The following is a 25746-nucleotide window of genomic DNA, read 5'->3' as shown; positions in this document are numbered from 1 at the left end:
AGGGAGAGACATCAGACCAATCCGATCGGGGGCCAAGTTCGGCTGGTCGTCCACTATGCTGCACCGCAACATAGACTGCCATCGTCGGAGCCGCGAGGCAACCACCCAATTCGTAAACTCATAAATCCGGCCGAAATGGTTTGCGTGATGACATGCCGCGAGTGGACAAATCGCTGCATCGGGACCACTCTCAGCGTTCCTTGCCCGTGCTGGTTCCGGCCATCAGAAAGCGCAGCGGCGGCACAGGCTTTTGGCTGGACACAAGGCCGACACGACGAAACAGCGCCTCGAGCTTGTCGGAAGCCACGCCCTGGACGATGGGGACGAGGTTGGACAAGCTGGCGAAGGCGTAAGCCGCAGCCGAGCCCAGCCCCCGCTCGGCCTTGACGTCAAGGAAATTACGCAGCCGATATTTGTCGCGCACGTGCCGTTCATGCCGCCGCAGCACCGCCTTCGAGCCTTCCGGCAGGCTGTCGATCGCCAGCAGCGCCAGATCCGCATCGGCCAAACGCTTCAAGTCCTGGGTCTTGTGGCGGCCGCTCAGGGAATCGGCGCGGACGATGGCGCCGTAGCCGCAGGAGCGAATGACCTTGAACCGCGCCCCGCATGCGACCGCGCGGGCGTAGAGTTCATAGTCCTCGCCCAGCCGCAGGCTCTCGTCGTAGCTCAACCCATGGCGGTCGAGGAAGGCACGGCTGATCACCGGCTTCAAAAAGCCCAGTTCGCCCCTCTGCACGCGGCGTCTGGAGATGTTGCCTTCGACGAAACGCTCGAAATCGAGGAATTCCGGATCGGCGGCAAATTGCGGCGCGACGATTTTCGTCGCGTCGCCTGTCGCATCATCCCTGATCAGCATGATGTTGTCGGCGGCGAAATCCCAATCGGCGCCGGCAAACAAGTTGCGAAACCGGCCTTCGAGGAAGAAATCGTCGGCATCAAGAATGCTGATGAACGGCGATTTCGAGCCGGCGATGGCTGCGTTGCGGGCAAAGGAGGGGCCGCGATTGACATCGAGGCGCATCACGGAGAGCCGCCCGCTGCCATCATCGGCGGATCGTGCGACACCGGCGGTGTCGTCGGTGGAAGCATCGTCGACGACCACGACCTCCGCCACTTCCGGTTCGCGCAATGCGGATGCGATGGCGACGGCGATTGTCGCTGCGGCGTTTTTTGCCGCGATGATCACGCAGACCTCGGATTTCGTCATCGACATGGATTTGCCTCTCGTACAGGTAATATCGATTTGCCCTCGCCCCGTACTCGTTCGATGCACTACAGAATTGCCATCAGCATCCAATTTACCTTCAGCGACTCGCCGGCCGCTCGAAGATGCGGCGGCTGATATCGGCGGACGCCGCCCAGCCTGCTTCGGCCAGATAGCGGACCGGCGCGCGGCCGCACAGTTCCCAAAGCACCGTTCGCCGCTGCGGCCACCGCAGCGACGGCAGCCACGGCGCGATGACCATGCTGAGCAGATCCTCATTGCCGATGCGCGGCAGGATCCTGGTCGCGCGCTGCGACAGCAGCGTGCTGGCACCGCCGAGCAGCACGTCGGCGGCGCGCAGGCCAAGCAGCAGCGTGTCGTCCAGACCTTGCGCGGTAGCGGCATCGAGCAAACGCTGCTGATCCGCCTCGTCGAGGCGGCCGGCGCTGGCGCCGATATCACAGACGTATCCGGCGCAGGGTTCCCGGTTGAAAAGTGCCTTGGCGACGCTGATGCAGGACAAAAGCAATGTATCGGCCACCGAGGTGAACGGCACCGTCGCACCGGCGATTTCGACCTGTCGCTTGCGCCGCAGGAACCCGTCCGCGTCGCGCGGGCTTGGCGAGCCGGGCTGCTGGAGGCGGTAGTGGAGATCGACGGTGGACGACCTCGGCCCGTCGTCCCGGGTCATGTGCTGTTCGCCGAGGAAGCGGACCCACCAGACGGAGCTCGACTTGCCTGATACCTCATAGCCGATCTTGCGAAGCGCATCACGCGCCCTGAAAAATCCGAGCGGCGAAACCAGGATGTCGACATCGCCCGAGGGCTTCATAAAATGGTCGTCGTAGAGAAGTTGCTGCTGGAACGGACCCTTCAGAAAAACGAAATCGATCTCGCTGGCGCGCAGCACGTCCTGGATCGCCATCGAATCCATGATGCAGGACGCGTTCATCGAAACCGTTTTCCTGCGGTAGGTGTCGAGCCATCGGAAAAGCTTAGTTGGCCTCTGAAGCGCGGGTGCGCGCGAAAGCGCCTTGAGGACAAAGACGGCGACCTTGTTCAGCCTGGCAATCTCGGCAATTTTTTCACCGTCTAGATGGCGCATCGAAACGTCGCCCGCGCCCGGGCCGGCGAAAAACAATCGCAGGCAAGCCTGCACATAGGCCACCTCGCCGGCACAGCCGGCGGCGCGCAATCGTTCGTATGAGCCATCCGGCAAGGCCATTTAGCGCACAGTCTCCCAAGAAAGCGTTTCGCGCCGACACTTATGCTGCAAGTGCGAAGCAAGCATCACCAAAAACCTCGATGCCGTAAAGCCTTTCCTTCTGCAGTGCGAATTTTTGCCACCAAAGCGTCTATCGAGGTGGCATCGGAAAGCAGTGAAAACCGCGGTTGAAATGTCTCTTGCCACGTCGGCTTAGGCAATCTCCGGACGATTTCTCAAATGGAAATTCTTTTCATTAGAGAGGCCTAAATATAGGCACAACGCAAACGGCTTATGCAAGCAAAATCAAATGCTTAAAGAATCAGCACAGGCGCGATCGTCGTGCACAAGGAATCGGCTAAAAAATGACAAGTTTTAGGCATGCCGCTCATGTGACGACGCCAGCAACCGTAATTGATTAACAGAAAGTAAAACAGTCTTGACTCATAAATGCTGCCGTGCAGCTATTGCATTGCAGCATAAAAGTGCTGACGGCACTCGACAGGCCGTTTCCAGTCCTAAATCGGAGAGTAAAATGGAACAGAATGTTGAAAAGCATGAATATGAAACGCCAAGCCTGACGGTCCATGGTTCGATTGAGACCATCACCCAGGGCGGCGGCGGCAGCACGGCGATCGACGCATCGTTCCCCGCGCATACGCCGATTGGCGACCTGACGTTCTCCTGAGACTTACAGCCGATTCCAGAGTGACATGTTGGGACTCTGGATTCAAAAGCAGACGTAAGAGGGGTCGGGGGGCCAGCCTCCCGATTTCTCCTGCGCCACCTGGAGATGTCGCAGCGTTTTGTCAGCGAGGTTTGGGGATGAACGGGGAGCTATCCGACCGTGATCTGGGCGACCACGATAGCGTGTGCGCGACCAAGGATGCCGTGGCTTGCGAGTTCGGAGATGGCTTGGCGCTGCTCAATCTCAAATCCAATGTCTACTACAGCCTGAATGGCGTCGGCGCCTTCATCTGGGATTTGATCCAGGAACCCCGGTCGATCGGCGACATCCGCAGCGCCGTGCTTGCGCGCTACAATGTCGACCCGGCGCGCTGCCAGGCCGATGTCGACGCATTGCTGAAGGGCCTGGCCGATAATGGGCTTGCGAGACGGCATCATGAGGCACTTGTCTAAGCCGGTCCAGCACAAGTCCCTGGTTTCACGGGCCCTGGTTTCGCGGGCCTTGTCTTCGCGGGCCTTGTCTTCGCGGGCCACGGCTTTACGGCAGGAACCGGCGAGAGAAACAAACGTCAAGCAGACGAAGCGCGGGGGGAGCCGGCGCGGGCTGGTCAGGATTTTCTCCCTGAGTGGCTCGGAAATGATCTTCCTTGGCTATTGCCTGCTGGTGGTGGCGACAGTTCGGCTGGGGCTGACGCTGTTGTCCTACAATCGTGTACGCAGCCTGGTGACGCGCCTCGACGCGCGGCAGTGCGCCTCAATGGGCGAACTGCGGCGTGTCGCCTGGGGCGTTGCCGCCGCGGCCCGTTTCGTCCCTTACGCCACGTGCCTGACCCAGGCGCTCTCCGGCCAGTATATTCTCGCCCGCCAAGGCAATGAATCGACGATACGCATCGGCATCGAACGTGGCACAGGCGAGCAGTTGAAAGCACATGCCTGGCTGGTCAGCGACAACCATATCGTGCTTGGCGGATCGATCGACGGCTTCGCCCATCTCGTCGACCACGGCAGCCGATGAGCGGCGTCGCCGGAATCCTGTTGCGCGGAGCAAACGCACCGGCGGTCGCGGCGGCCGACATTCAGCAAATGCTGGCGCGCATGCGCCATCGTGGTCCTGACGGCAGTTCTTGGTGGCTGGACACCAGCATCGCCCTTGGCCACGCCTGGCTCAACACATCGGATGAAGTCGGTCCGGGCCCTTTGACGATGGCTGGGGGCCGGCTCGCCATCACCGCCGATTGCCGGCTGGACAACCGTGACGAGTTGCTGGCCAGGCTCGGTATCCGCGACCAGTCGGTAGCCGACGCGATCGTGCTGATGCGGGCCTATCTGCGCTGGGGCGAAGCCTGCCCGGAGCATCTGCAAGGCGATTTCGCCTTCGCCATCTGGGATGACGAGCGGCAATCGCTGTTTTGCGCGCGCGATCATTTTGGCGTCAAGCCGTTCTACTACCACGCGGCGGACCGGCGTTTTGCCTTTGCGTCGGAGATCGGTCCGATCCTGGGCGTCGAGGGTATCCGCGCACGTGTCAGCGAGCGCCAGATCTCCGGCTTCCTGGCCGGGCTTCCCGACGACCCGCAGTCGACCCCCTACAGCGATATATTCAGCCTGCCGGCCCGCCACAGCCTAACCGTCACCGCGCAACAAGTGATGCTGCGCCGATACTGGCAGATCGAGCCGTCGGCGCGGCCCTTGCGGTCGGATGCATCGGAGGAATTCGCCCATCTGTTCTCGCAATCGGTGCGCAACCGCATGCGAGGGACCTCGGCGGTCGGGGCAATGCTGAGCGGCGGCCTCGATTCCTCGTCTATCGCCTGTGTCGCCGGCCTGCAGAATGCCGCCGCGCGCAAGCCGAAGCTGCCAACCTTCTCGCTGATTTTCGAGAAGGGCTCGCCGATGGACGAGCGGCCCTTCATCGATGCCGTTCTCGACCAGCAGAAGGTCGACGCGACGCTGATCCCGGTTGGCAACTATGCCCCATTCGCCGAATTCGAGCGCGTGCTGGAAGAACAGGAAGGAACGTTCCTGGCGCCGGGCCTGACGCTCACCCGCGGCATCTACCGGACTGCCGGCGCCAAGGGCATCAAGGTGCTGCTGGACGGCCATGGTGGCGACGAGGTCGTTTCACAAGGCCACGGCCACCTGCACGAGCTTGCGAATGGCGGCCGATGGATGGATCTGTGGCGCGAGGTCCGCAGCGCATCCAACACCTATGGCGACAGCACGCTTGGCCTTTATCTCCAGTTCCTGACCCTCTACGGGCCGGCCTGGCGCATCGCCAGGCTGAGGCATATGGCCAACCGTGCCCTGAACAAGATCCGCAAGCCCGCGCAAGTGTCGCGCGCACGAAGCTGGCGCGACCTGATCAATCCGGACCTGGCCAAGCGCACCGAGCTTGTCGACCGGTTTCACCGGGCCGGCTACATGCCGCCCGGCGTCCAGGCCAGCGATGCCTTGAGCCATCGCTGGATCCTGTCGAACGGCTATGTCCCGCATGCTTTCGAGGTTCTCGACAAGGCCGCCGCCAATTTCGGGGTCGAGCCGCGCTACCCCTTCTGGGACAAGCCGCTGGTCGAGTTCTGCCTGGCGTTGCCGGGCGAGGAGAAGCTGAGCCACGGTTTTGGCCGCTATGTGCTGCGCCGCGCCATGCAAGGCGTATTGCCGGAGGCGGTGCAGTGGCGGCGCGACAAGATCGACTTCACTGCCAATCTCGTCAATGGCATGCTGCGCAACCATCGCGACCTCCTGGAACAGCTGCTGGTCTCGGATGCGAACCGCATCGCGCCTTACGTCAATCTGCCGCAAGTGAGTGCCGCCTATGCGCGGCTGCTGCGCCAGCCCGATCAGGCAGCCCCCCTGGATGTCCAGTATGTCTGGCGCTCGGCCTCGCTGTCGCTCTGGCTGCGGCAGTTCCAGCATGGCGGGAGCCCCGCATGATGCCGCGCAACGAGCCGCTCGCTCTATGCAATGATGATGCCTTTTCGCATGGCCGGGCCATGCGAGAACGCCGCTTCTACCGGGCCTACGGCCTGACCATCGCGTCGGAGGTGACGTTGCCCGAACTGCAGCCGGCGGCGCCGGGGGCGGCGGATGTCGTGATTGCCGTCGGCGCGATCGACCTGCCAAAGCCCTCGCCCGAAGCCGCGACCGACTTTCGCTTCGAGCCGGACCGGCAATATCTGGCGTGGCATGCCGTGGGCGCGTTCCTGATCACCGATTCCAGCCGTATCGACATCGAACCGGCGCCCGGCGTCGACGACGCGCTGCTCGCGTTTCCGCTGCTTGGTCCGGTCATGGCGCTGCTCTTGCACCGGCGCGGCCTGCTTGTCCTGCATGCCAGTGCCATCGCCGCCGCCGGCACGAGCGCCATCTTCATGGGTGACAAGGGAGCCGGCAAGTCGACGACCGCAAGTGCGATGATCCGGGCCGGGCATCGACTGCTTACCGATGACGTGGTGGCGCTGGACCTCGCCAATCCGAGTGAGCCAATGACCGTTCCGGGCTTTCCGCAGATCAAGCTGGCGGCCGACGCCGCGGCGGCGATCTCGCTTGGGGAAGCGGAAGTGCGGCCGCAAGTGCATGCGGCGATCGACAAGATGCAGCATCGCCTGAACGGTAGCTTTTCGGGCGACGAGGTGCCGGCGACCAGGATCTATATCCTCGAGCGCGGCGAAAGGGCTGACATCACGCCCTTGCCCGCCATTGCCGCCCTGCCGGCCATCATCAAATTCTCCTATGTGACGCGCTTCGGCCGCGCGGCCCTGCCCGGCGACTTCGCGACGGCGCATCTTCGGCAATGTTCATGGATTGCCAACCATATCGGCGTGTACCGGCTGGAAGTCCCGACGGGCCTGGACAGGATCGGCGAAGCCGTGGAACTGATCGAAAAGGATCTGTCGGCTGGCAGCCGGCGGTTGTGAGCGCAACCATGTCGAAGCCCCCAATCCTTCGCCTGTCGCTGTTTCGAGAAATTGCCGCCTTCGGCGCCACCATTGCCCGGATCGGCGGCCGGCGAACGTGGACGGCGCTGTTCTTCCTCATCCTCGGCAGCCTGACCGAGGGCATTTCGATCCTGCTGCTCGTCCCGCTGCTGCATCTGGTCGGACGTGCCGACCAGGATTTCGCTGTTCGGCTGCCCAATGATGATTTCGTGCGCTGGCTGGTGCCTGATGGCACGCTGCAACTGACGACCGTGCTTTGCGCGCTGGTCGGGCTTGTTGCGGCGCAGGCGGCGTTCAATCGCTTCAAGTCGGTCTACATGGCCAAATTGCTGTTCGATTTCATCAATCGCGTTCGCATGAACCTGTTCGAAAGCATCGGCAAGGCGCGCTGGGGCGTTTTTACACGCATGCGCAGTTCCGATCTCGATCATGCCCTGACCGGCGACATCGACCGCGTCCAGGGCGCGGCTTTCGCACTGCTGATGCTGGTGCAGATCGCCGTTCTTCTGGCCGGCTATCTCCTGGTTTCCGTGTTTATCTCGCCGGTCATGACGCTGTTTGCCGTGGTCATCGGCATCCTGATGTTCGTGGCGCTGCGGCCCTTCCGGGCACGGGCCACTGCCTTCGGCCGTGTGCTGACCGCCAATCGCCAGGACCAGTACCGGACGGTCTCGGAATTTCTCGGCGGCATCAAGGTGGCCAAGAGCCTGAACGTCGAGGACAGCTATTTCGCGCAGCTGCGGTCGACGCTTGAGAGGATGAAGGCCGACAACATCGACTATGTGCGCAACAGCACCATCGGCACTGCTGTATTCCAGGTGGCGAGCGTCGTGGGCCTGAGCCTGTTCATCTATGTGGCTTTGGTCCGCTTCAACCTGTCGCTGGCCGAGATCGTCGTCCTGCTCCTGGTCTTCATGCGTATCGCGCCGCGCTTCATGGACATGCAGACGCAGGCCCAGCAAGTGCTGATCAACCTGCCCGCCTTTACGGCAATGCGCAGCCTGCAGGCACGTTTCGACGCCGAACGCGAACCCGGCCATACCGAGTTCGCAGACGCCGGGACACTCTCCCTCAATACGGGATTGAATATTCGCGGCGTGTCCTTCGCCTACGGAGATACTGTCGACAAGGCGGTGGTGAGCGGCATCACCTTCGGCCTGCCGGCCGGCAAGGTCACCGCCCTGATCGGCCCGTCCGGATCGGGCAAGAGCACGATCGCCGACATGCTGCTTGGCCTGCTGGAGCCCACCACCGGCAAGATGCTTGTCGATGGCGTCGAGATCGATGCCAGCAATCGCCGTCGCTGGCGCGACCAGGTGGCCTATGTGCCGCAGGACGTGTTCCTCCTGCACGACACGATCGCGGCGAACCTGCGCCTCGCCGCGCCAAGGGCCAGCGATGGCGATCTGTGGGCCGCGCTGCGTCAGGCGCACGCCGGCGAGTTTGTCGAACGGCTCGACCTCAGGCTCGAGACGGTGGTCGGCGATCGCGGCGTGCGGCTCTCGGGCGGCGAACGTCAGCGCATCGCGCTCGCGCGCGCGCTGCTGCGCAAGCCGTCGCTGCTCATCCTCGACGAGGCGACCAGCGCGCTCGACTGGCAGAACCAGTCGCTGATCGCCAGGTCGATCGACGGATTACGCGGTACGATGACGATCCTGACCATCGCGCACCGGCCGTCGATGATCGCCTTCGCCGACTGGGTGGTGGCGATGGAAAACGGCCGTATCGTCGAGGTCGGCCAATATCAGCGGCTGAAGGAAAAAACCGGCAGCCGGTTGTCGAGGATGCTGTCGGGGGAACAGTCGGAGAGCGAACCCGCTGATGTGGCGTGAGCCGGCGGCCAGGACGCGTCGCGCCGAAACGGATTCACGCGGCGCTTTGGTCCCTTTGTCTCGAAGCATGTCGTTGCCGCCAAACCGGCCACGTTTGAGCAGTCTGCATCAATGCAGGCCGCGCCTGGCACCGCCCAGCTTCTCGCTTTCGGCGACCTCGGGTGCGTTCAGTTTGCGCTCGGCGTCACGAGCTATGTCGGCAGGCGTCGGCGCGCTCCTGGCGATCATGGTGTAGATGAGCACGAAATAGCCGGCCTGAATGGTCACGGCGCAGATGATGACACGCACCAATATCGTGCCTATCGACGCACCGCCCAGCCAGGACCAGCCGACGACGATCGCCAGAGCGAAAATCATCCCGAGGATGAATTTTGGAAGTGCCATACCCAACAGCCCATAAACCGGCTCGGGTATTATCGCGATTGCCCCACCCGAGCACCGTCCCTTGTCATGTGGGCTTGTTAAGGTCGCCCACTCTCGACCGGTTGCTTCCGGCCTTTTCCACCTGTCCTCACCGTGACAGGTATAATTTGCAATTCTATTAAGGCGAGCAATAGGCGGCAAGGGCAACTTCGGTTATTTTTGATCGAGCTTTTTGCGATCGACTCTGCCATGTTGCAATGCACGCAACGGGAGCTAGGCCGATATCCTCTCGTCGATATCTTTTAGTAAAATGGGCAATATTAAGTAGTATTTTATACGGTTTTGACCAAGCATCACGGCATGATGAAGCACTGATTTGTACCTCGCCTTGGCAAATAGGTAGGTCCGCCTAAAAACCGCCCCACAAAGGCCTCTATTTTTTCGGCTGTGCCCATTTATTGTCACAAATGTGCTAAATATGCCGAAATTTGTGCATGGCAAGCTTATTATTTAGTCATTTCATGACGTGACTATTTCAACGGGGTGGTAAATTGTGTGTTGCGCTGCAACATTTTTTGGGTATCGTGTGGTGAACCATTCGTTCAACGCATGGAGTTTACGGCATGAGGGACGTTGCCAAGTCAGCCACCGCGAGCTTTTCGCAGGCTGACATCGATTTTCCGCCGCCGATCGGCGGCCTGCTCAAACGCAGCTTCGATATCACCGGTTCACTGATTGGCTTGATCGCCCTCAGCCCGCTATTTGTCATGATAGCGCTGCTCGTCAAGTTTTCCGACGGCGGCTCGATTTTCTACGGCCACAGGCGAATCGGGCGGGGCGGACGGATTTTTCCGTGCCTGAAGTTCCGCACCATGGTTCCGGACGGCGACAAGGTGCTGGCAGCCTATCTCGCCACCAACCCGGACGCCAACGCGGAATGGATCGCGACCCGCAAGCTGAAGAACGACCCGCGCGTCACCCGCGTTGGAGCGGTGCTGAGGAAACTCAGCCTCGATGAGTTGCCGCAGATCATCAACATCCTGCAGGGCGATATGAGCCTTGTCGGTCCGCGTCCGGTTGTGCGCGACGAGCTGGAGATCTATGGCACATCCGCCGTCTACTACCTGAAATCGCGTCCGGGCCTGACCGGCCTGTGGCAGGTCAGCGGCCGCAACGATGTGTCCTATGACAGCCGCGTCGCCTTCGACCGTCACTATGTCGAGAACTGGTCGCTGTTCGAGGACGTTCGCATCATCATCAAGACCGTCCCGGCCGTCTGGATGTCGCGCGGTTCTTACTGACCGGCCGGTGGCCAATGCCAGACATTGGCGTCGGCCATTCGACGCAAGCTCATCGGGCGATGGGGCTATAGCGGATCGGAACGTTGAGTTGAAAACAGATTTGTTCGAAACCTTTCGCAGCGGCCCGGATTCCGGCCGGCTGCGGCGGGCGCGTTTGCTGGCCACATGCCTTGCCATGGCCCTCGTCGTCCCGCACATCGCCGCCGCCGGCGACTATCGCCTCGGCTCGCAGGACAAGCTCACCATCCGCGTCGCCGAATGGCAGACCGTGGAAGGCACATTCCGTGACTGGTCGGCGGTGAATGGCGAGTACACGGTCGGTCCATCCGGCACGCTGTCGGTGCCGTTCGCCGGCGAACTGCCGGCCTCCGGCAAGACCACGTCCGAAATCGCAACGGCGATCGGCGAGGCTTTGCAGAAAAAGCTCGCTTTGTCAGACAGACCGGAAGCCTCGGTCGAGATGGCGCAGTTCCGGCCATTCTACATTTCGGGCGAAGTCCAGAACCCCGGCCAGTTTCCTTATGTGCCCGACCTGACGGTGTTGAAGGCCATCAGCGTCGCCGGAGGCATCCGGCGAAACGCCGACTACGGCCCCCAGCTCGGCAAGGACCTGGTCACCGCCAAGGGCATGTTCGACATCTCCGACGACCAGCGCATCCGACTGATCGTAAGGCGCGCCCGCATCGATGCGGATATGGCCGGAAAGGCGAGTTTCGACGTGCCGAAGGAGGTCGAGGGCGATCCGAGACTGCCAGCCATCGTGGCGGACGAGATGACGATCCTGACAGCGGACCAAAAGGCGCTGAAGCTGAAGCTTGAAGCGCTCGACGATCTCAAAGGGGTTTTGGAATCCGAGATCGAATCGCTGCAGAAGAAGATCGTCAACCAGCAGCAGCAGGTCGACTTGGCGCAGCAGCAGCTCGCCAGCATCGGCCCGCTGGCGCAGAAAGGCCTGATCGCCAACGCCCGACTGCTGGATTCGCGCCAGTCGGTTGCCGACCTGCAGGGCAAGATCCTGGACTACGAAACCGCCATCCTCACCGCCAAGCAGGCGATCAGCAAGGCGAAGCAGGATGCTATCGATGCCCAGAACACCTTGAGTTCAAGTCTCGCCACTGACCGGCAGCAGACCGAAGCCGACCTGAACGAGGCCGCGTTGAAGGTGAACATGCAGAAAGGCCTGATAGCCCAGGCCAGCGATCCCGCGATGGCGGCCGCTATGACAAATGATCAGCAGCCGACCCTGCTCTATTCGCTGGTGCGCAATGTCGACGGCAAGACCACCGAAATAGCCGCCAAGGAAGAAACCCCGGTGCTGCCCGGCGATGTGATCAAGATCAAGCTGGCGCCGCTGGCCAGCCAGTAGACCGACTTCCAACACGATCCAGTGTTTCGAGCCAGAGCCTCACCCGACAAACCGGGATGAGGCTCTGGCTCAGTTGTTTGAACCCCTGCGGAAACTATAATAGCCGTCTCGGGATCGAGGCTTCCCGTCCGAGCACATGCTTGCTCAAAAAGGAAGACCGCCCCCTTCAGCCCGCGAGATGATAATTTATGAGGGACCGGCGCCCGCCGGATGGCCGGCATACCGAGGCCAGTCAGTCTCGCCCCCGGCCGCGTCAGCCGGCTCCAGAGCCGGCGACCGCCGCCTGCGGGTAACAGGCAGCCGCGCCAGCTTGAAGAAGCTGAAATACATCAGGAAAGAACCCATGATGTAGGGGTTGAGTATCTCGACCTCGACGAAGGAGCGGATCAGCAGCAGGACCATCACGCCGAAAAGGATCACCGAGTCCGCCTGCCATGCCTTGAAGATCACCGCCGAGACGTGGCCGTAGAGCGTGCGCAGCATGATCAGCGACACCAGCGTCGCTCCGACGAAGCCGAGTTCGACGAGGGCCTCGATATAGGTGTTGTGGAAGTGGAAGCCGGTGCGGGTGGTGATGTAGAATTCGTTCCACAGCCGCTCGGCTTCAGCGAAACCCTGCACCCAATAGGCGGCATAGCCGACGCCGAGAATCGGCGATTTCTGGACCGTGTTCCAGCCTTGCTCCCACAGATAGGTTCGCCCGGTGAGCGTCGAATCCTTGCCGAAGAGGCCGAGGACGAAGTCCATCAACCCGAGATTCAAGGCGACGAAGGCCGTCACGACCAGCAGGCCGGCGCCGATCAGGAAGATGACCCGGCGATAGCGTCGTGACAGAAGTTTGCTCATCGCAAGAAGCGCCACCAGCGCCAGAACCGCGGGTATCGAGGCCATCGAGGTGGCGGAATGCGAGGCGACCAGGACATAGGCCGACAGCAGCACGACGGGCACCGCCAGGATGAAGCTCAGCCGGCCGCGCCTGTAGAACGCAAGGAAGACGACGCAGAAATAGATGCCGAGCGAGCCGACAAAGCCGATCTGGTTCTTGGAGGCGAAGGCGCCGACGAAGTTGACGGTGCCGTCGAGGACATCCTCGGAATAGTTCCCGACCTTCAGCGAATAGATGAGGACGACAAATATCCCGATCAGCGCCCCTATGGTCAGCGTGCGCACGCTGACGGTGCGCGCAGCTACGTAGGCGCAGGCAATATGGGAAAAATACTGGACCGACGTCCTTGCGGTGACGCCGGGAGCCTGCGACCAGAAAACCGAGAAGCAGACATAGGCAGCAAACAGCAGCGGCAGCCAGGCGCTGGACAGATGCCTCACAAACCGCCGGTAGTCGACCAGGATGAGCGGGAGCCAGACCGCATAGTAGGCCAGGATCAATATCTGGCCGAAGATGACCGAATAAGAAAACGCCCAGATCGAAACGGCTACGGCAAAGGCGCCATAGACCGAATTCTTCTCGGGATCGATCAGCAGGGACTTTGGAATCTTCATCTCAGAGTCCCGCCGACACGACCCAGGGCCGGCAAGCCATGAGCCGGCCGGAATCTTCGCAGACATGGGCGTGCAATAAACGGCGTCTCCATTGTGCAGTGCAATATAACCTATTGCGCCCGGCGCTCAATGGCAAATCCGGTCACCTTGTCTTACAGCGAGGCATCTGCGGAGAGATCAGCCGGTTGCGTGTCCGAGACGCTACCAAAGCGCTCCGCCGGTGATCTGGATGTTTTCCATGGTGATGCCCTTGGCGAGATCCGAGCACAGGAAGACGGCCAGAGCGGCAATCTCCTGCGGCTGCAGCAGGCGCTGCTGCGGGTTGCCCCTGGCGATCTCGGCCATCGCTTCCTCTGGCGTGCGCCCCTTGCCTTCGCGCTCGACGACCTGCGCCACATTGCGGCGCATCAGTTCGGTCTCGACCCAGGTCGGGCTGATCATAACGCAGGTGACGCCATGCGCCGCCCCTTCCAGCGCCACGCAGCGGGTGAGACCCAGCAGGCCGGCCTTGGACGCGCAGTAGGCCGGGTTGTCCTTCCACCCGACCAAGGCGGCCGTCGAGCCAATGTTGACGATGCGGCCCCAGCCGCGCTCGATCATACCCGGCAGCACGGCACGCGTGACGCGGAAGGCGCCGGTCAGGTTGGTGTCGACGATCTTGTCCCAAAGCGCGTCGGAATGGCCGCAGACCGGCTGCTCGGCGGTGGTGCCGGCGGCGTTGACCAGAATGTCGGCGGGGCCGATGGCCGTCTCGGCGTCAGCCGCGAAACGGTTGGTGACGTCGCTGTCGCGAACGTCAAGGTGTGCGGCGTGAACTTTCGTTCCATGGACGGCAAGGGCCGAGCGCACGCGCTCGATCTCGTCGGCGGCCGGATAGTAGGCGGCATCGGATCTGTCGGCACCGGCAGGCGCGATGTAGGAGCCGACGGCGACATTGGCCCCAGCCTCGGCCAAAGCCGTGGCAATGGCGAAGCCCATGCCCGAGAAACCGCCGGTCACGATGGCGCTACGGCCGGAAAGGTTGTTCATGGCGCACGGTCTCCGCTTCGTTTGGGCAGGCAATCAGTCCTGACCGGATTTGGCAATCACAGCGGCGCAGCCTCCATCGACGAGGGTTCAGGACCCCTGAAGCGGTCTGCCCAGCCATTCGCGATAAAAGCCTTCGAGGTCGGGTTCGAAATCATGCACGATGGGATAACCGGGTGCCGCCGCCTCGACCTCATGCAGCGTCCCGCACTCCGGGCAGATGAACTCCCGGATTTCCATCCATTCGGGATCAGGGAGATCGCTGTTGGGATAGATCTCGCGCAAAGCCTCCTCGGTGTTGCGCACGTTAATCACGGCGTTGAGCTTCCAGTTCTTCCGATAGTCGCCGAAGGAGTGGCCGCATTCGCAGCGGGTAATGCGCTCATCGCCACTCTGGCAGATGAACAGATGGTCCGAGACCGGCAGCAGGATCGGGTCCTTCCAGGCGACACGATCCTGATAGACGGCAACCATCTTGAAGAAACGGTCGTCATCCTTGTAGGCACTCATGATGCGCCTTGTCTGCGGCCAGGGCAGCTTGCCGGCGGCCAGATCGCCCAGAACTTCCTTGCTGTATGAGGTCATGGCTTGGCTCCCGGCGTGAAGATCGATTTGGCGTCGACGTTCCAGAAATCGCTGAATTCCTTGGTGAAGCGCGACGACAGCTTGATCGCGCTGGCGTACATTTTCTTCACTTCGGGCGCGAAGTCGGCCTTTCCGACGCGGCCACGCTCCTTGGCGATCCAATCCGCCACCGGAATCGCGTTAGCCAGGCGCTCTTTGCGCATGGCGGCGCGGCGTTCGACCGTGGCGTCGATATCGGCGACGGGATAACCGTCTTCATCGTCCTTCAGCACAATGCCGAAAACCTGGTCCGCCGCTTCACGGGTGAGAAAGCCGTTCTCGACATCCCATGCCGTCTTGATCGGATCGCGCTCCAGCACGTCGCCATAGCCGCCACCGCCATTGTAGGAATGGCTGAAGATGTCGCCGGATTTGTGCGGCGAGGTGATGTAGGGGCCTTCGACCACGACATGGTCGCCGCCGATGTTCTTCTCGTAGTCGGAGACGTCAGGGTCGATGCCGGGCGCATGCGCCAGCGGTTCGCCTTTTGCTGCCAGTTCGTGAATGTCTGAGTTGCGCACCGCGCGATGCTTCTGGCAGGTCGGCGCCGGATAACCACCGCACATGCCGCCATTGTCGAACACGCGCGAGGAGTGCTCGGAGGTGTGGAGCCGCAGATGTGAGGTCTTGTTGATCAGCCAGGTCGAGACGAAGGAACAGCCACCGCGATATTTGCCGGCGCCGCCGGAATTCGGCACGATCGAACGGCCGATATAGACCATCGGCATCGACTGTTCCCAGACCTCGATGTTGCCCATGTCGGATTCCGGGTTCCAGCCGACATAGGCGGTGTCGAGACCGTCCTTGATGGCGAGCGCCCCGGACCCGGCGGCAGCGCACTCGAAATGCGCCATGCCGAACGGCGTGCCGTATTGGCTTTCGCCGCCCATCTCGATCATCGGGCTGTTGACCTGGCCGACAAAGGCCTCCTCGACGAAGCCGCGCGCGACAAAACTGCGCGACAAAAGCCGCTGGAAAACGCCGTAGGCCGGCAGCAGCAGCGCCCATGAGGTGGCGGTGGCCACCATCTCGTTGTCGGGGTTGGTCCAGGTGCCGTGCGGCAGTTTCAGTTCGGTCGCCATCCAGGCACCGTCATTGACCAGGCCTTCGAAATTCATGTGCTGGGTCAGCGTCACGAACATGCCGCCATCCATGCCGGCCGGCGTGCAGTTCATCGAATGGTAGCCCCAGGGCTGCGTGCCCTCGAAGTCCATGGTGATCTTGCCGTCTGACGTGATCTCCATCTCGATCGGGATGTTGTAGAGCCAGTCGGGATCGCCGAGCAGCTGGAAGCCGGGCTTTCCCGCCGTGACATGGCCGTAGAACGTGTGGCCGCGGTAGATGCCGGGCACGGTGAGCTGGCGGGTGCGGGCGAGCTGGGCGCGACGGCCTTCCTCGATGAACTCCTTCGACACCTTCATCCAGTAGTCGAGGCCGATCTCGGAGATCAGCTGCTTGACGCTTTCGCGCATGTCGATGCAGGAGGCGACCTTGGCCTTCTCGTCGAGCACCCAGTAGATCGGCATGCGCAGATTGCGCTCGCAGCGGATGACGTAGTCGCGCCGGATCTCGTCATTCTCGCCGATCTTCTCGGCGCAGACGAACAGGCCTTCGGTGAAGCGCTCCTGCGCCAGGCAGACATCGCCGCCCGGCGTGATGCCGCCGGCTTCCAGTTCGTGGCAGACGGCACCGGCCCAGCCGACCAGCGTGCCTTCATGGAAGATCGGCACCACATCCATGACATCAGGCACCTGCACGGTGCCGATGAAGGCGTCGTTGTTGGCGAAGATATCGCCTTCACGGATTTTCGGGTTTTCCTCGTAATTGTTCTTGATCATCCATTTGATGAAGCGGCTCATCGTATGGACATGCACCATGATGCCGTTGGAGAGCGCGATGGCGTCGCCTTCGGGCGTATAGATGGCGACCACCATCTCGCCGACTTCGCGCACGCCGGGCGAGGCCGAGATGCGGCGGGCCATTTCGCGAGCCGAGACGCAATAGGCGCGCAGCTTGGTGTGCAGCGTCTCGAACTTCAGCGGATCCTGGTTGCGCAGCGTGAGTTCCGTGATGCCGTCATAGCAGCCGGTCTCTTCCATCAGCCGCTCGGAATCGAGCAGTCTTTCGCGAAGGCGCAGGGCCGAGGCAGGTTTGTCCAACATGGCGGTGCCCTCTCAAGCGTGGGTGTAGTGCAGCAGCGTCCATTCATCGACATGGACGCGGTCCTGCGGATGAACGACGAGCGTGGTGGCGGGGTGTTCGATGATGGCCGGACCGATGACTTCGTGACCGGGCTGCAGCAGGTCCATCTCGTAGAGATTGGCCTTGTGCCAGCGTCCGCCGATATAGGCCTCACGCACGCCCTTGTGCGCGGAAGCCGGATCCGACTTGCCAAGCGGACGCTTGAGCAGCACCGGTTTGACCTTGTCGGCGGTGGCGATCAGCCCGAGTTCGGTGATGGTGAAGCCGGCCTCGCCGTAGCGCGACACGCGATGATTGACCTTGGCGTAGACCGCCTCGAACTCGTCGATAACACTGCGCATGTCGTCGGCCGAGTTGACCTCAGCCAGCGGCGCCATGACTTCGACATCCTCGAGCTGGCCGGTGTAGCGCATCATCAGGAACGGCACGGTCCTGATCTTCTCGCGCGCATGGCCGTCGGCGATCATCTCGTCGACCGCGGCCTTGGTCAGATCGTTCCAGACCGTGGTGACCTTGACGCCGAAGGCGGCCAGCGTCGCCTCATCGGCGCGTGACGGGATGTCGTGCTGCGTCGACACCGAATGCCGGCGCATGAAATCAGCCGTGGTGCAGCCGAAGGCGGAGAAGGCGGCCGCAAACTGGAAGGTGATGATGTCCTTGAAGCCGATGCCCCTGGAACAGCCGGCCAGGTGCAGCGGGCCAGAGCCGCCATAGGACAGCAGCGTGAACTCGGAGGGATGGATGCCCTGGCCCGAAATGACGCGGCGCAGCGCGTTGTTGGCGTCGGCCTCCAGCATGTCGATCATGCCTTCGGCGGCTTCCTCCAGCCCGACGCCCAGGATGTCGGAGCATTTCTCCTGGAAGGCGCGGCGGGCCTTTTCGACCTGCAGCACGACCTTGCCGCCGAGGAAATAGTGCGGGTTGAGACGGCCGAGAATCGCATCGCAATCGGCAATGGTCGGTTCGGTGCCGCCCCTGGCGAAGCAAATCGGACCTGGATCGGAGCCGGCGCTTTCCGGTCCAAGCGAGACTTTCTTGGTCAGCGGATCGACCTTGAGGATCATGCCGGCGCCGGCACCGATCGTATCGAGGTGCAGCGTCGGCACGTTGAGCTTGAAGCGATCCATCAGCGGCTCGTTCTCGATCCGCGTCTGGCCGCGCGTGATAACGCCCATGTCGAAAGAGGTGCCGCCCATGTCCGAGCAGATCAGCGAATCATTGCCGATCAGCTTGCCGACATAGGCAGCACCGAGGATGCCGCCGATCGGGCCGGAGATCATGGTTTCATGCAGGCGCGGATGGTTGATCGAGGTCAGGCCGCCGAAGGAGAGCAGCGTCTGCACGCCATATTTGAAGCCGTATTTCTTCGAGACGTCCTCGATACCCCTAAGCTGCTTGCGGCCGCGCGAGGTGGCGTAGGCCTCGATCAGGACCGAGTTCAGCCGCGACTGCTCGCGGATGACCGGGCGGACCTCGTGGCTGGTGTAGACGATGATGTCGGCGCCGGCCTTGTCGACCTCTTCGCGGCAGATTTCCGCGATGCGCTTCTCGTGCACCGGATTGACGTGCGAGAAGATGGTCATGATGCAGATCGCTTCGACCTCGTCGGCGATCAGTTTTTTTGCGGCTGCAGAAACCTCGTGCTCATAGAGCGGCAGCACGACGTCGCCGAACTGGTCGATCCGCTCGGTGACGCCATGGGTGCGGCGGCGCGGCACCAGCGGATCGGGATGATGGTGGGTGACCGCATGCAGCCGGTCGGCGTAGGAATAATCGGCCCAGGCCTGCAGCCCGCGGCCCATCAGGATCATGTCCTCGAGGCCCTTGGTGGTGATCAGGCCGAGCCGGCGGCCGGTGCGCGACAACAGCGTGTTCAGCATGCCGGTGCCGGAATAGAGCACGACGTTGACGCCTGAAAACAATGATTCCAGCGAGATGCCCCAGGCATCCGCCGCGTCCTCGGCCGAGGCCAGAAAACCCTCGGCTTCGTTCTTCGGCGTGGTCGCCGACTTGCCGATCTTGAAGTGGCCGTCCTGATCGACAAGGATCGTGTCGGTCATGGTGCCGCCGGCGTCGATGCCGATGACGATTGGGTTGCCGACAATGGGGGCGGTGAGATTGGGTTGGGTCACGGTCGCCTCGGGATCTGGTCTAGGTTGACGCCAGGCTAGATTCATTGGATGGCCTCGCGCCATATGCCTAAAGACACAATGACGGTTGGGCTGACATCGCCGAGAAAAGGGCATGGGCATGGGCAATATCTGGGCGCCGCTCGCCAAAGCGATCGCCGCCATCGGCACGGACAGGCATGTCGACTGCCTGATCGACCTGATCGGCGCCGACATCGACCACGACCTCGTCACGGTGACGCGCTATTCGGCGACGCAGACACCCGAATTCATCAAGCACCGGCGCTTCTCGGATGAGATGGTCCGGCGCTATCTCCACAATTACTACGTGTTCGACCCGTTCTATGCCTCGTGGCGGCGCGAGCGCAGGTTGGGCATCATGCCGCTGAAACGGCTCGCCGACGACGAGGCCAAGCGCGGCCAGTACATTGCCGGCTTCCTGGCGCAGTCGGAGATCTGCGACGAGGTCGGCATCATGCTTGCCGATGGCGGCGACTGGTGCCTCGGCATCTTCCTCGACCGCTCGACCACGTCGTTCAAGGAGAGCGAGATCGCTTTGCTGGACGAGCGGTTGCCTGTATTCGAGGCGCTGCATGCGCTCGACATCAAGGCGCGCGGAACCAAATTCTCCCGCACGTCGGCGCCGACAGGCCCCGGCGCCTCGCCCCGGCAGGAGCCGACGATCCCGGCCAGTCTGTGGCCGGAGCTGTCGCTGCGCGAGCGGGAATTGGTTCAGTTGATCCTCGCCGGCCACCCGACGGCCAACATCGCCGAGCGCCTCGGCATCACCGTCGGCACGGTCAAGAACCATCGCCGGCGCATCTACGAGAAGCTCGACATCACCACCGAGCGGGAATTGTTTTTGCAGTTCTTCCAGCATCAGGCCGATCGCTAGCCGCTCGCTTACCCAGCCGATCCGCCAGCCGAATGCCTGATTTGCAGAGCCGCTCCCTCCGTGAATTGGTGCAGGGGGCTTGTCGCCGGAATGGCTCGAAAACTGGCTTCAAAATTCCTCTTGCGGAACGCCGCCGTCCCGGCTTAGTCTCGGCTTCGCACAGAAAATGAAATTTAATTCCATTTGTGCGGTGCCCGCAAGCCAGTGCAGTGCCCAGGAAAAGTGCCCGGACGCAATCGACTGAGAAAATATTTGATATATCATCTACCAGAACGGAAATAGCTGACATGGTCCAGCAGACATCGATCCAGCCATCGGCGCCCTGGTTGCGGCTCGACGTCGACGATTCGGACTGGAACGACGCCGAGGTTTCGAGCCTGGTGCGCTGGTATCAGCAGATGCTGCTCATCCGCCGTTTCGAGGAAAAAGTGCTCGATCTCGCCAATGCCGGGCTGGTGCATGGTCCGGCGCATGCCAGCATCGGACAAGAGGCGACGGCGGTCGGCGCCATGTCCGTGCTCGGTACGGGCGACCGCATCAACGGCACCCACCGCGCCCATCACCAGGTCTTGGCCAAGCTTGTCAACGCGCAGACGCCCGGCGGATTCGACCCGTTGCATGACGCTTTCAACCCGGACATGCAGGGCTCGGTGCGCGGCTTGATGGCCGAGATCATGGGCCTCAAGTCAGGCTATTGCGGCGGCCGTGGCGGCTCGATGCATATGCGCGACGATGCCTCCGGCATCCCTGGCACCAGCGCGATCATTGGCGGCAACCTGCCGCATGCGGCCGGCTATGCGCTGGCCGACAAGCTGCTCGGTACCGGCAACATCTCGGTCGCCTTTTTCGGCGACGGCACGATGATGGCGGGGCCGGCCTATGAGGCGATGAACATCGCCGCGCTCTACCGGCTGCCGGTGATCTTTTTCGCCGAAAACAATCTCTATGCCGTCTCGACGCACATCAACGAGCAGACGCGCGAGACGCGGCTGGCCTCGCGCGGACCTATGCTCGGCTTTCGCGGCATCGAATGCGACGGCATGGATGTGGTGGCGGTCCACCATGCCATGCGCGAGGCGCGCCGGGCGATCGAGGAAGACGGTGGCCCGGTGCTGGTCGAGGCGCTTTGCTACCGCTTCCTGCATCAGAGCGGCGCGCGCCCGGGTAGCGAATTCGGCTACCGCACGCGGGCCGAGGAAGACGCCTGGAAAGCGCGCGATCCGCTGGTCACGATGGCGGCTCGCCTGAAGACGATGGGCATTTTGAACGCTTCCGACCTCGGCACACTCGACCAGCGCGTCATGGAGGTGGTCAACACCGCTGCCGATTCGCTCACCGAAATGAGTGGCAACGCGCTGGGCATTCCCGACCATCTGTGGCCAGACCCAGGCGGCGTCGACAACCAGATACGCGGTGATCTTTCCGAACTGAAGGGCGAGCGTTTCCTCGAGATCGAGGATATGCCGCCAGCCGACACCAGGCCGGTCAAGTTCATGGTTGCCGCGTCCGAGGTGATTGCGCGCGCCATGGAAAAGGATTCGCGCATCATTATCATGGGCGAGGATGTGCACCGGCTGCGCGGCGGCGTTTCGGGCGCCACAAAGGGTGCGCTGGAACGCTGGCCGGAGCGTGTACTGGCAATGCCCATCGCCGAGAACGGTTTTGTCGGCGTGGCGCTGGGTGCAGCGCTTTGCGGGCTGCGGCCTATCGTCGAGATCATGTTCGGCGATTTCTGCCTGGTTGCCGCCGACCAGCTGTTCAATGCGGTCAGCAAGGTGCGCCACATGTTCGGCGGCGGCTTCCCGGTGCCGATCGTGATCCGGGTGCGCGTCTCGCCGCACACCGGCTACGGCTCGCAGCATTCGGGCGATCCGTCTGGCCTGTTCGCGCTGTTTCCCGGCTGGCGCATCGTCGCCCCGACGACGCCCTTCGACTATATCGGCCTGATGAATTCGGCGCTGAAATGCGACGATCCGGTCGTCGTCATCGAGCATGTCGAACTGTTCCCGAGCGAAGGGCCTGTGCCTGCGGATGACCGCGATTATTGCGTGCGACTCGGCAAGGCGAAAACCGTCAGGCCGGGCAGTGCCTGCACCTTGCTCACCAGTGCCAGCATGGTCGCCGTCGCCAAGCAGGTGGTCGAGGAGACCGGCGTCGATGCCGAGATCATCGACCTGCGCAGCCTCGACCCGACCGGGCTCGACTGGCCGATGGTGGAGGCCTCGATCCGCAAGACCAACCGGGTGGCCGTCGTCGAGCAGGTGCAGCGTGGACTGTCGCTTGGCGGACGGCTGACACAAGAGATTCAGGATCGCGTGTTCGACTATCTCGATCACGAGATCCTGCATGTGACGGGAAGCCTCTCGGCTCCCGTCGTATCGGCCCCGCTCAACCGCGCCGCACTGGGCGGCGCTGATAAGCTCAAGGCCGCGCTTCAATCCCTCATTGCCGTGGGTGGATAGAGCAACGCATTGCCACAAAGATCTGACAAGAAAATGGGAGAATGAAATGGACATGACGATCCTACCAAGAGCCAAGACCAGGGCGACGATGCTGGCGGCCGTGCTGCTGGCCACCAGCGCCTTCTGGGCGCCTGCCACTTTCGCGCAGGACAGCAAGCCGCTGGTCATCGCGCGTAACATCGACCTCAATTCGCTCGATCCGCACCGCGCCTTCTGCGACACCTGCCAGATCTACAATTCCAGCGTCTACGAATCGCTGCTGACGCTGGACAAGGACAACAAGCTGATCCCGCTGCTCGCCTCGAAGTGGGAAGGCAATGCCGACCAGAGCAGCTTCACCTTTACGCTCGACCCGGCCGCCAAATTCTCGGACGGTTCGCCTGTCGAAGCCAAGGACGTCAAATGGTCCTGGGAGCGGCTGAAGAACCTCAAGGGCAGCGCCTCGTTCCTGATGGACAATGTCGCCTCGATCGAGACTCCGGACGCGCATACGGTCGTCGTCAAGATGGTCGCGCCGAGCTCCGAATTCCTCAACATCGCGGCGGCGCCCTACGCAGCGGTCGTCAACAGCAAGGTTGCTTCCGAAGCCGGCGCCAAGGCCGATGCGGACGCCTCGACGACAGACAATGCCGAGGCCTGGTTCCTGGCCCATTCGGCCGGCAGCGCGCCGTTCGTGCTGAAATCCTATGAGCCCAATTCGGAACTGCGGCTGGCGCGCAACGACAAGTACTGGCGCACGGCGCCGGCGCTGAGCGAAGTCGTCATACGCCAGACCAAGGATGCGGTGGCGCAGGCGCAGATGCTGCAGAGCGGCACCGCCGATATCGCCATGCAGATCGACCCGGACACGGCCAAGACGATGACCGGCAGCGACGTCAAGATCGAGACCGTGCCGTCCTACAACTTCATCTATGTGGCGCTGTCGCCCGGCGCCAAGGCCAACAAGGTGCCGCTGACGCCCGAAGTGCGCGAGGCCATTTCGCTCGGTCTCGACCGTCCTGCTATCCTCGACTTCACCATCGGCTCCGAGGGTCAGCTGATCAGCGCGCCGATCCCGCTCGGCTTCCCCGGCGGTTCGGGCTTCGAGGCGCAGCCCTATGACGTTGCCAAGGCAAAGGAACTTCTGGCCAAGGCCGGACACGCCGACGGCTTCGAGATGGAGGCAGCGTTCCCCGGCATGAACGTCTACGGCGTCGATCTCTCGCTCTTGATGCAGAAGGTTCAGCAGGATCTGGCCAAGATCAACATCAAGCTCGACCTGCAGCCGATCCCCTTCGCCAATTGGCGCGAGCGCGTCAATGGCGACGGCATCCCAATGACGGCGGTGTTCTACGCGCCGGACTATTACGGCACCTCGCAATACATCGACTATTTCGCCATGACGAAGGGCAGCCCTTGGTCGCGCCGTGCCGGCGCGGAGCGCGACCCGTCGGTGCTCAACCCGAAGGAAGCGGATATCTACAAGGCAGCCCTTGCGGCAAGCGGCGACGAGGCCGCCAAGCTGTGGCACCAGGCCGGCGAGGAGATGATCAAGGACAGGATCATCCTGCCGCTGATCAGCCCGAACCTGATCCTGGCCTACAAGTCGGACGTCAAGGGCGTGCGCTACAGCGCCTGCTGCAACCTGCCGCTGGCAGAACTCAGCCACTGAGCAAAACAATACAGGGAGGCGACTGTCGCCTCCCTGTTCTCCATCCCGGAAGGCCAGCAAATCCTGTTCTTCCAACATCACATTCAATATATGATATATCAATGAGCGGAGACCTCGTCATGCCTTCCCTGATCAACTCCAAGGACCAGTTGCTGCGCGAGCGTGCGGCCTCGGTCATTCCGGGCGGCATGTGGGGACACATGGCGACGCGCTATCTCGGCTCCGCCTATCCACAATTCTTCGAACGCGCCGACGGCTGCCGGGTCTGGGACGTCGACGGGCACGAATACATCGACCTGATGTGCAGTTGGGGGCCCAACATTCTCGGCCACCATCATCAGGCGGTCGAGGCGGCGGCCGAGCGGCAGCGTCGCCTCGGCGATGCGATGAACGGCCCCGGCGAGGTGCTGGTCGAGCTGGCGGAACTGCTGGTCAAGACGGTCGCGCATGCCGACTGGGCAATGCTGCAGAAGAACGGCACCGACGCCACCACGGCCTGCGTGACGATCGCGCGCGCCGGCACCGGCCGACGCAAGGTGCTGGTCGCGCGCGGCTCCTATCACGGCGCCGTGCCGTGGTGCACGCCATCGCTGGCCGGCGTCACCGCCGAGGACCGCGCCCATCTGATCCATTTCGACTACAATGACGTCGCCAGCCTCGAAGCGGCCGTCGAGCAGGCCGGCAACGATCTCGCTGCTGTCGTCGTCACTGCCTTCCGGCACGACATCGCCCGCGACCAGGAACTGCCGACCGCCGCCTTCGCCAAACGGGCGCGCGAACTCACCACCGCCGCCGATGCGGCGCTGATCGTCGATGATGTCAGGGCCGGCTTCCGCATCGACCTCGCCGGCAGCTGGGAGCCGCTCGGCGTACGGCCGGACCTGTCCGCCTTTTCGAAGGCGATCGCCAATGGCTATCCGCTGGCCGCCATCGCAGGCACCGACCGGTTTCGCGAAGCCGCGACCAAGGTCTATGTGACGGGTTCGTTCTGGTATGGCGCCGTCGCAATGGCCGCGGCGATCGCCACCATCAGCACACTGCGCGACACCGACGCCGTCACCCACATGACACAGGCCGGCGACAGGCTGCGCTCAGGCCTCGATGCTGCAGCGAAGAAGCATGGTCTTTCGCTGCGACAGACAGGTCCGGTGTCGATGCCGATGGTGCTGTTCGACGGCGATGCCGAATTCAAGCTGGCCAACGCCTTCTGCTCGGCCGCCTTGCGCGAAGGCGCCTATTTCCATCCCCGGCACAACATGTTCCTGAGTGCTGCGCACACCGCAAAAGATATAGATCTCGCCCTGCAGGCTGCCGATGCGGGCATGGCCGCCGCGGCGCAGGTGGCGTGACCGGCGCCAATGC

20 protein-coding genes are annotated in these 25746 nt (G+C 62.5%); 12 read left to right on the top strand and 8 right to left on the bottom strand.

Annotated features, from left to right (window positions below; all coding sequences use genetic code 11):
* Nucleotides 1-190: 190 nt before the first annotated feature.
* Nucleotides 191-1213, bottom strand: a complete 1023-nt coding sequence (locus tag EN932_RS01350; protein ID WP_013528112.1) for a glycosyltransferase — start codon at nt 1211-1213, stop codon at nt 191-193.
* A 91-nt stretch (nt 1214-1304) separates the two neighbouring features.
* A complete protein-coding gene (locus EN932_RS01345; RefSeq protein WP_128368684.1) occupies nt 1305-2429 on the bottom strand; it encodes a nucleotidyltransferase family protein in 1125 nt (374 codons plus the stop codon).
* 514 nt (nt 2430-2943) lie between these two features.
* Here EN932_RS01345 and EN932_RS01340 point away from each other — a divergent pair.
* The 6 genes from EN932_RS01340 to EN932_RS01315 all read left to right on the top strand — a co-directional run bounded on the left by EN932_RS01340 (nt 2944) and on the right by EN932_RS01315 (nt 8865).
* Nucleotides 2944-3096, top strand: a complete 153-nt coding sequence (locus tag EN932_RS01340; protein WP_010913078.1) for a lasso peptide — start codon at nt 2944-2946, stop codon at nt 3094-3096.
* 137 nt (nt 3097-3233) lie between these two features.
* On the top strand, nt 3234-3548 hold the full coding sequence (locus EN932_RS01335; RefSeq protein WP_013528114.1) for a PqqD family protein: 315 nt from the start codon (nt 3234-3236) through the stop codon (nt 3546-3548).
* A 184-nt stretch (nt 3549-3732) separates the two neighbouring features.
* A complete protein-coding gene (locus tag EN932_RS01330; RefSeq protein ID WP_245460866.1) occupies nt 3733-4110 on the top strand; it encodes a lasso peptide biosynthesis B2 protein in 378 nt (125 codons plus the stop codon).
* Entirely contained in the window at nt 4107-6029 is a 1923-nt protein-coding gene (locus EN932_RS01325) for a lasso peptide isopeptide bond-forming cyclase (RefSeq protein WP_127367918.1), read from the top strand. The genes EN932_RS01330 and EN932_RS01325 overlap by 4 nt, the downstream gene beginning before the upstream one ends.
* On the top strand, nt 6026-7012 hold the full coding sequence (locus tag EN932_RS01320; protein ID WP_127367917.1) for a serine kinase: 987 nt from the start codon (nt 6026-6028) through the stop codon (nt 7010-7012). The genes EN932_RS01325 and EN932_RS01320 overlap by 4 nt, the downstream gene beginning before the upstream one ends.
* A gap of 8 nt (nt 7013-7020) precedes the next feature.
* Nucleotides 7021-8865, top strand: a complete 1845-nt coding sequence (locus tag EN932_RS01315) for an ABC transporter ATP-binding protein (protein WP_127367916.1) — start codon at nt 7021-7023, stop codon at nt 8863-8865.
* Nucleotides 8866-8973: 108 nt separating this feature from the next.
* On the opposite strand, the gene EN932_RS01310 is transcribed toward EN932_RS01315, so the two are convergent.
* Nucleotides 8974-9249 carry an exopolysaccharide production repressor ExoX protein gene (locus EN932_RS01310; protein WP_013528119.1) on the bottom strand — a complete coding sequence of 92 codons (276 nt, stop codon included), beginning with the start codon at nt 9247-9249 and terminating at the stop codon, nt 8974-8976.
* A gap of 602 nt (nt 9250-9851) precedes the next feature.
* Between EN932_RS01310 and EN932_RS01305 the strand changes: the two genes are divergently transcribed.
* Both EN932_RS01305 and EN932_RS01300 read left to right on the top strand, forming a co-directional pair.
* Nucleotides 9852-10529, top strand: a complete 678-nt coding sequence (locus tag EN932_RS01305; RefSeq protein ID WP_013528120.1) for a sugar transferase — start codon at nt 9852-9854, stop codon at nt 10527-10529.
* A gap of 100 nt (nt 10530-10629) precedes the next feature.
* Nucleotides 10630-11895: a polysaccharide biosynthesis/export family protein gene (locus EN932_RS01300; protein ID WP_164753485.1), complete on the top strand. Its 1266-nt coding sequence runs from the start codon at nt 10630-10632 to the stop codon at nt 11893-11895.
* Nucleotides 11896-12081: 186 nt separating this feature from the next.
* Here EN932_RS01300 and EN932_RS01295 read toward each other — a convergent pair whose 3' ends face one another.
* The 5 genes from EN932_RS01295 to EN932_RS01275 all read right to left on the bottom strand — a co-directional run bounded on the left by EN932_RS01295 (nt 12082) and on the right by EN932_RS01275 (nt 19379).
* A complete protein-coding gene (locus tag EN932_RS01295; protein WP_127367914.1) occupies nt 12082-13395 on the bottom strand; it encodes an O-antigen ligase in 1314 nt (437 codons plus the stop codon).
* 201 nt (nt 13396-13596) lie between these two features.
* Nucleotides 13597-14424, bottom strand: coding sequence for an SDR family NAD(P)-dependent oxidoreductase (locus tag EN932_RS01290; RefSeq protein WP_127367913.1), 828 nt, complete (start codon nt 14422-14424; stop codon nt 13597-13599).
* 87 nt (nt 14425-14511) lie between these two features.
* A complete protein-coding gene (locus EN932_RS01285) occupies nt 14512-15006 on the bottom strand; it encodes an acetone carboxylase subunit gamma (protein WP_127367912.1) in 495 nt (164 codons plus the stop codon).
* Nucleotides 15003-17207: a hydantoinase B/oxoprolinase family protein gene (locus tag EN932_RS01280; protein WP_127384626.1), complete on the bottom strand. Its 2205-nt coding sequence runs from the start codon at nt 17205-17207 to the stop codon at nt 15003-15005. The genes EN932_RS01285 and EN932_RS01280 overlap by 4 nt, the downstream gene beginning before the upstream one ends.
* 12 nt (nt 17208-17219) lie before the next feature.
* Entirely contained in the window at nt 17220-19379 is a 2160-nt protein-coding gene (locus tag EN932_RS01275) for a hydantoinase/oxoprolinase family protein (RefSeq protein ID WP_127367910.1), read from the bottom strand.
* Between the two features lie 112 nt (nt 19380-19491).
* On the opposite strand from EN932_RS01275, the gene EN932_RS01270 reads away from it, so the two are divergent.
* The 4 genes from EN932_RS01270 to EN932_RS01255 all read left to right on the top strand — a co-directional run bounded on the left by EN932_RS01270 (nt 19492) and on the right by EN932_RS01255 (nt 25733).
* The gene (locus EN932_RS01270; protein ID WP_063169873.1) at nt 19492-20271 is read left to right on the top strand and encodes a helix-turn-helix transcriptional regulator; all 780 of its coding nucleotides are present in this window, start codon (nt 19492-19494) and stop codon (nt 20269-20271) included.
* A gap of 287 nt (nt 20272-20558) precedes the next feature.
* The gene (locus EN932_RS01265) at nt 20559-22733 is read left to right on the top strand and encodes an alpha-ketoacid dehydrogenase subunit alpha/beta (protein WP_127367909.1); all 2175 of its coding nucleotides are present in this window, start codon (nt 20559-20561) and stop codon (nt 22731-22733) included.
* Between the two features lie 88 nt (nt 22734-22821).
* The gene (locus EN932_RS01260; RefSeq protein ID WP_164747171.1) at nt 22822-24384 is read left to right on the top strand and encodes an ABC transporter substrate-binding protein; all 1563 of its coding nucleotides are present in this window, start codon (nt 22822-22824) and stop codon (nt 24382-24384) included.
* 119 nt (nt 24385-24503) lie between these two features.
* Nucleotides 24504-25733 (top strand): aminotransferase class III-fold pyridoxal phosphate-dependent enzyme, encoded by a 1230-nt coding sequence (locus tag EN932_RS01255; protein WP_084015555.1) that lies wholly within the window; start codon nt 24504-24506, stop codon nt 25731-25733.
* Nucleotides 25734-25746 lie beyond the last annotated feature (13 nt).

The sequence above is a fragment of the Mesorhizobium sp. M7A.F.Ca.US.002.01.1.1 genome, from assembly GCF_004022955.1.
Classification (GTDB): Bacteria; Pseudomonadota; Alphaproteobacteria; order Rhizobiales; family Rhizobiaceae; genus Mesorhizobium; species Mesorhizobium ciceri.
Note: the sequence above shows the minus strand (reverse complement) of the source record. Positions and strands in the feature narration are given on the sequence as shown.